This is a genomic window from Nocardioides sp. (assembly GCF_035703625.1).
Taxonomy (GTDB): Bacteria; Actinomycetota; Actinomycetes; order Propionibacteriales; family Nocardioidaceae; genus Nocardioides.
Map to the genome: position 1 here is coordinate 1 of NZ_DASSXS010000314.1, position 6,261 is coordinate 6,261.

The window sequence follows — 6,261 nt, forward strand, 5'->3', positions numbered from 1 at the left end:
TTCTCCCAGTGCTACAACAAGGGCGGTCACAACCCGGCTGCCGACAACAAGGAAGAGACCGTCGCCGTCGAGGAGTCGGGCACCTTCCCGGTCCGCAACGGCCGCACCAACGTCTCGTTCTCCGTCGCGCCGCTCTCGACGCTCGACTGCCCGGGCAACCAGGTCGTTCGCATCGAGTCCGTCAGCTGGGACCTGACGCTCACCGGTGAGGGCCTGACCATCCCGTTCAGCGGCAGCACTCCCTGAGAGGTCAGATCCCGGCCGCCTTCTCCAGCGCCTTGAGCTCGTCGTCGAGATAGGTCAGCAGGCGCTGGAGGTGGGGGACAGTGCGGCGGCAGCCGGTCAGGCCGAAGCACATCTTGCCGTCGTAGGAGGTGCAGGTGATGTTCAGCGCCATCCCGTTGATCGGGATCGACAGCGGGTAGGTGCCCAGCAGCTCCGCGCCGTTCCAGTAGTGGGTCGAGCGGGGGCCGGGGACGTTGCTGATGATCAGGTTGTACGGCGGCCGCACGATGCCCTGCATCCGCAGCAGGGGCGTCAGGATGGCGGGTGCCTGGCCGATCGCGCTCATCGCCATGATCTGGGCCGGCGTCATCGACGACAGCCCCTCCTTGCCGTCGCGCATCGAGGCGTGGATCGACTTGAGCCGGTCGGCCGGGTCGTGGAGGTGGCTGCCGAGCCGGGCCATCACCGCGCCGACCGCGTTGCCGCCCTCGGCCGAGGCGAGGTGTGACTGCTTGGCGTTGAGGCCCACCGGCACCATCGCCACCAGCGTGGACTCGGGCAGGGCGTCGAGCTCGAGGAGGTAGGTGCGGATCGCCCCGCTGCACATGGCGAGCACGACGTCGTTGAGCGTCGTACCCGTGGACTTGCCGATGGCGCGCAGCCGCTCCACCGGCCAGTCCTGGGCCGCGAACCGCCGGGAGCCGGTGATCTGCTGGTTGAAGATCGTCCGCGGGGCGTAGAGCGAGAGCGCCGAGGTCTCGTTGCGCAGCCCCTTGCTGATCGTCTTGACCAGGGCGCCCGGCATCCCGACGGCCTCGGCGGTGATGCCCATCGCCGAGCGCAGCGCGTGCACCGGGACGTCGGTGATGCTGCCCTCGTCGGCGTCGTCCGATCGGCTCGACCGGGTCCCGGGCTGGGCAGCCCACATGGGCGGCATGCCGCGCTTGTCGGGGTCGGTGGTGAGGACGCTCTGCAGGAGCCGCATCGCGGAGATGCCGTCGACGAGGGCGTGGTGGGTCTTGGTGTACATCGCCAGCCGGCCGTCGCGGAGGCCCTCGATGATGTGCGCCTCCCACAGGGGACGCTCCCAGGCGAGGCGGGTGCTGTGCAGCCGCGAGCAGAGCTCGAGCAGCTCGCGCACCCGACCGGGCTTCGGCAACGCGCTGTGCCGGACGTGGTGCTCGATGTCGAACTGGTCGTCGGGCTTCCACACCAGCTGGCCGGCGGTGCGCGCGGAGCGGTAGGGGTGCTTGAGGAACAGGGGGGCGATCTCGTCGACGTCGAGGGATGCCTCGTACATCTCCCGGGCGTAGCTGCGGCCCGCGCCCTCGGGCTTCTTGAACAGCTGGAGCCCGCCGACGTGCATGGGCATGTTGCGGTTCTCGGTGAGCAGGAACGCGGCCGACGTCGGGTCGATCGGAGAGGCCACTTGTCCCCCTTCGCTGGTGAGGTCTCCTGATCCTTGCCGGTTCGACGGGGCGTCACAAGATGCGCGCCACTTTCCCTCCACCGGACCTGCCCCGGCAGACGTCCTCCACACCCGGCCGTTCGCCGGCGGTGCGTGGTCCCTGTCGGCGCCTAGCGTCCTGACGCAACCGGATGGTCCGGGTCTGTGAGGAAGGGAGTGGTCGATGAAGAGGTACGTCGCGGGAGTCGCGGTCGGTGTGGTGGCGCTGGTGCTGGGCAGCGTGGGGACTGCCCTGGCCCTGTCCACGGACGGCTGGGTGCCGCCCGACGACACCATCGTGCGGGTCACCGGCAACGCCGAGGAGGGGTTCGGCATCCAGCACCACGACGGGACGTCGCTGTTCCCGCCGACGCTGTCCGAGACCAGGGCCGAGTGCGGCGAGTACGACACCCGGGTGGCTCGCGTGCGCTGTCGCGCCGGCGTACGCACTTGGTATCGCGACCTCGCCGACCTCAAGGATGCACTGCGGCTGGCCCGCTCCTCCGGGTGACCTCGCGGGCCACGTGGGGACGGGCGGCTCTGGGATGATCGGGGCATGGAGGCACCCTTCGACCTGCTGGTCTCGAGGGGTCGCAGCTCGCTGAGGCAGCGCATCGGGCGGTGGCGCTCGAAGGGGTACCAGATCGCCCAGTGCGCGCTGGCCGGGGGAGTCGCCTGGTTCGTCGCGGCCGAGGTGCTGGGCCACGAGGCGCCCTTCTTCGCCCCGATCGCCGCCGTGGTCAGCCTGGGCACGTCGTACGGCCAGCGGCTGCGTCGGGTGGCGGAGGTCACCGTCGGGGTCGCGGTCGGGGTGTTCGTGGGCGATCTGCTGGTCCTGGAGCTGGGTCAAGGGTGGTGGCAGATCGCCCTGATCATCGCGCTCGGGATGTCGGTGGCGTTCCTGCTCGACGGTGGGCAGCTCTTCGTGACCCAGGCTGCCGTCCAGGGGATCGTCGTGGCGGGGCTGCTGCCGGCGCCCGGTCAGGCACTGGTCCGCTGGACCGACGCGCTGGTCGGGGGTGCGGTGGCCCTGGTTGCGGCGACGGTGGTGCCGGCCGCACCGCTGCGACGCCCGCGGGAGCAGGCGGCCCGGATCGTCGCCAAGATCGCCGAGCTGCTGCGGGCGGCCGGGGAGGTGATGACCGACGGGGAGGTCGAGGTCGCGCTGGACCTGCTGGCCGACGCCCGGTCGACGGACCACCTGGTGCGGGAGCTGCAGGACGCGGCCAACGAGGGCATGAGCGTGGTCGCCTCCTCGCCGTTCCGGATCCGGCACCGCGGTCACATGCGGCGGATGAGCGAGCTGGTCGACCCGCTCGACCGGGCGCTGCGGAGCACCCGGGTGCTGGTGCGGCAGACGGCGGTCGCGGCCTACCACCGGCGGCCGGTGCCGACCGCCTACGCCCGGCTGTGCGTCGACCTGGCCGCCGCGGTGGACGTGGTCCGCGAGGAGCTGAACGCCAACCGACTCGCCGACGCGGCCCGGGGCCCCCTGATGGAGGTGGCGGACGCGACCGGGGTGGTCGAGCGGAGCCAGGTGCTCTCCGCGGAGGTGATCCTGGCGCAGGTCAGGGCCGTGGTCGTGGACCTGCTCCTGCTCACCGGGCTCGATCCCCTGGAGGCGACCGACGCTCTGCCACCGCCACCGAGCGGCCGTCCGACATGAGCTCGGCCGGGCCGGGCTGGGTGCTGCACGTCGATCTCGACCAGTTCATCGCCGCCGTCGAGGTCCTGCGCCGGCCGGAGCTCGCCGGCCTGCCCGTGGTCGTCGGCGGCCGGGGCGACCCGACCGAGCGCGGGGTGGTGTCCACCGCCTCCTACGAGGCCCGGGAGTACGGCGTCGGCTCCGGGATGCCGCTGCGGCTGGCCGCGCGCAAGTGCCCGGAGGCGGTGTTCCTGCCCGTCGACGCGCCCGTCTACGAGGCCGCGTCGGCGCAGGTGATGGCGACGCTGCGTGCCCTGCGCTGGGCGGGAGTGCCCGTGGTGGTCGAGGTGCTCGGCTGGGACGAGGCGTTCCTGGCGGCGGCGCCGGTGGAGGGGGTGGGGGGAGGGCCCCCGGGCCACGGTGATCCGTGGCCGGGCGACCCCCGCGAGTTCGCGGCCCAGATCCAGGCCGAGGTGCTGGCGTCGACGCGGCTGCACTGCTCGGTGGGCATCGGCGACAACAAGCTGCGAGCCAAGATCGCGACCGACTTCGGCAAGCCGCGCGGGGTCTGGCAGCTCACGGAGGCCAACTGGTTCGAGGTGATGGGCGAGCTTCCGACCGATTCGCTGTGGGGGATCGGCCGGAAGACGTCGAAGAGGCTGGCGGCGCTGGGCATCGAGACCGTCGCCCAGCTCGCCGCCTCGGACGCGCGGGTGCTGGCCGAGGAGATCGGCCCGACGATGGGGCCGTGGTACCGCCGGCTCGGCCGCGGCGTGGACACCAGCCCGGTGGACGCGACGCCCTGGGTGCCGCGGGCGCACGGCCGTGAGGAGACCTTCCAGAGCGACCTCGAGGACTCTGCCGACGTCGAGGCCGCGGTCCGGAACCTGACCGCGCGGGTCGCCGAGGACATCGGCCGCGAGGGCCGGCCGGCAGCCAGGGTCGGGATCAAGGTCCGCTACCGCCCGTTCACCACCGTCAGTCGCAGCCTGACCCTGCCCGAGCCGACCGACGACGTGTCCGTGCTGGCAGAGGCCGCGGTCTCGCTGCTGGACCGGGTCGACCGCGACCGGGCGGTCCGGCTGCTCGGGGTCCGGCTGGAGATGACCGAGCCGCCGGGCGGCTACTAGTGAGCGTTGTCCAGCGAGGCCGGCAGCTCCTGGACCACCGCGTCGACCACGGCCACGAGGTCGCCGCCGCTCTCGTCGGCGACCGCCCGCTGCCGCTGGTACGACGCCCCGTGCCGCGGGATGTCCTCGACCGCGCGCAGCTCGTCGGCGCAGTCGAGCCGGCGGGCGATGGGTTCCAGCCGCTCCAGCAGGTCGTGCAGGTCGTCGGTCATCAGCCGCTCGCGGCACGCGGAGTCGAGGATGATCTCGGCGTCGAGCCCGTAGCGGGCGGCTCGCCACTTGTTCTCCTGCACGTGCCACGGCGGCATCGTCGGCAGCTTCTCACCGGCCGCGCAGCGTTCGTCGAGGTCGACCACGAGGCAGTGCATCAGCGCGACCAGGGGGGCCAGCTCGCGCACGTTGGACACCCCGTCGCAGACCCGGTTCTCGATCGTCCCGAGCTTGGGGGCCGGCCGCAGGTCCCACCGGACGTCCGCGAGGTCCTCGATCACCCCGGTGGTGAGGGAGTCCTGGACGAACGACTCGTACTGTGCCCAGGTCTCGAACTGGAACGGCAGGCCGGCGGTCGGCAGCTGCTGGAACATCAGCGCGCGGGTCGAGGCGTAGCCGGTGTCGGTGCCGGCCCACAGCGGCGACGACGCCGAGAGCGCCTGCAGGTGCGGGAAGGTGTTGAGCAGCGAGGACAGCACCGGCATCACCCGGTCGACGTCGGGCATCCCCACGTGGACGTGCACGCCCCAGATCAGCATCTGGCGTCCCCACCACTGGGTCCGGTTGATCAGCTCGGCGTAGCGATGGCCCTCGGTGATGTGCTGGCGCGACCAGGCCGCGAAGGGGTGCGTGCCCGCCCCGAACAGGTCCACCCCGATGCCGTCGGCGGCCGGCAGGACGACGCCGAGGGTCCCGCGCAGGTCGGCCATCGCCTCGGCCACCGTGTCGCAGACGCCGGTCACCACCTCGACGGTGTTGCGCAGCAGCTCCTTGTGGACCTTGCCCGGCTCGGCCAGCTTCGGCAGCACCGCGTCGAACAGCGCCGAGGCGGAGTTGACCAGGTCCCGCGACGCCTTGTCGACCAGGGCGAACTCCCACTCGACCCCGAGGGTCGGCCGGGGGGAGGGGTGGAAGTCGAGCTGCACGGTGCCAAGCGAAGCACAGGAACGCTCAGCGCGTGGCGAGTCGCTCCAGCCAGGGCAGATGGCTCGCCCCGTCGTACGGCGCCTCGCCGGCGAGCATCGCGGCCCGCACCCGTCGGCAGGACTCCTCGGCGAGGCGCACCACGTCGCCGGGGTAGCCGAAGGCGACCTGGTGCTCGGCGAACTCGTCCTCGTCGTCGACGATCACCCGACCGCCCTGCCCGCGCACCACGTCGAGGTCGAGGTCGACCGCGCGCAGGGTCGCACCGTCCCAGACCGGCGGCGTGGTCATGTCGACGTAGACGGCGACGGCGTCGCCGCCCAGCGACGCCCAGACGGTGCCGCCGGGGGCGTGGAAGGTCGGCAGGCAGCCCGGCCGGACGCCGTCGACCTCGGCCGGGACCAGTCCCACCTGGTCGTTGGGGGCGGTGAACTGCTGGCCCGGCCGGGTGAAGACGGTGCCCGCTGCGTAGCCGACCCAGTCGCCGTGCTCGTCGGCGCCGAGATAGGTGCCGGCGAAGGACCAGTGGGGCCGGTCACCCCACTTGGTCATCTCGCAGCGGACCGTCGTGCCGGACGTGAGGCTCACGCCGTCGTTTGTATCACCGCTTGGGCGGGACGACGCGCGTGGAGGCGCGGGCGAAGAGGTCCTGGTAGCGCGAGCCGACCAGCTTGGCGAAG

General features: G+C 72.2%; 6 protein-coding genes and 1 pseudogene. 4 read left to right on the top strand and 3 right to left on the bottom strand.

Annotated elements, in window-relative coordinates; all coding sequences use genetic code 11:
- Nucleotides 1–246: pseudogene (locus tag VFN12_RS16670) on the top strand (hypothetical protein); the annotation flags it as partial.
- 4 nt (nt 247–250) lie between these two features.
- Here the strand turns inward: VFN12_RS16670 and VFN12_RS16675 are convergent.
- On the bottom strand, nt 251–1,654 hold the full coding sequence (locus VFN12_RS16675) for a wax ester/triacylglycerol synthase family O-acyltransferase (RefSeq protein ID WP_325119899.1): 1,404 nt from the start codon (nt 1,652–1,654) through the stop codon (nt 251–253).
- Nucleotides 1,655–1,856: 202 nt separating this feature from the next.
- Here VFN12_RS16675 and VFN12_RS16680 point away from each other — a divergent pair, with 202 nt between their 5' ends.
- The 3 genes from VFN12_RS16680 to VFN12_RS16690 are packed head-to-tail and all read left to right on the top strand — an operon-like array spanning nt 1,857 to nt 4,447.
- Nucleotides 1,857–2,183 (top strand): hypothetical protein, encoded by a 327-nt coding sequence (locus VFN12_RS16680; protein WP_325119900.1) that lies wholly within the window; start codon nt 1,857–1,859, stop codon nt 2,181–2,183.
- Nucleotides 2,184–2,228: 45 nt separating this feature from the next.
- Complete coding sequence (locus VFN12_RS16685; protein WP_325119901.1) at nt 2,229–3,338, top strand: FUSC family protein; 1,110 nt, start codon at nt 2,229–2,231, stop codon at nt 3,336–3,338.
- Entirely contained in the window at nt 3,335–4,447 is a 1,113-nt protein-coding gene (locus VFN12_RS16690) for a DNA polymerase IV (protein ID WP_325119902.1), read from the top strand. Before VFN12_RS16685 ends, VFN12_RS16690 begins: the two co-directional genes overlap by 4 nt.
- Here VFN12_RS16690 and VFN12_RS16695 read toward each other — a convergent pair.
- Both VFN12_RS16695 and VFN12_RS16700 read right to left on the bottom strand, forming a co-directional pair.
- Nucleotides 4,444–5,583 (bottom strand): glutamate--cysteine ligase, encoded by a 1,140-nt coding sequence (locus VFN12_RS16695; RefSeq protein WP_325119903.1) that lies wholly within the window; start codon nt 5,581–5,583, stop codon nt 4,444–4,446. The genes VFN12_RS16690 and VFN12_RS16695 overlap by 4 nt on opposite strands.
- Before the next feature lie 25 nt (nt 5,584–5,608).
- Nucleotides 5,609–6,169, bottom strand: a complete 561-nt coding sequence (locus VFN12_RS16700; protein ID WP_325119904.1) for a DUF402 domain-containing protein — start codon at nt 6,167–6,169, stop codon at nt 5,609–5,611.
- Nucleotides 6,170–6,261 lie beyond the last annotated feature (92 nt).

Excerpts from the sequence above, each read along its gene's own strand:
- VFN12_RS16685 (WP_325119901.1), top strand. The coding sequence starts at position 2,229 with ATGGAGGCACCCTTCGACCTGCTGGTCTCGAGGGGTCGCAGCTCGCTG.
- VFN12_RS16680 (WP_325119900.1), top strand. The coding sequence starts at position 1,857 with ATGAAGAGGTACGTCGCGGGAGTCGCGGTCGGTGTGGTGGCGCTGGTG.
- VFN12_RS16690 (WP_325119902.1), top strand. The coding sequence starts at position 3,335 with ATGAGCTCGGCCGGGCCGGGCTGGGTGCTGCACGTCGATCTCGACCAG.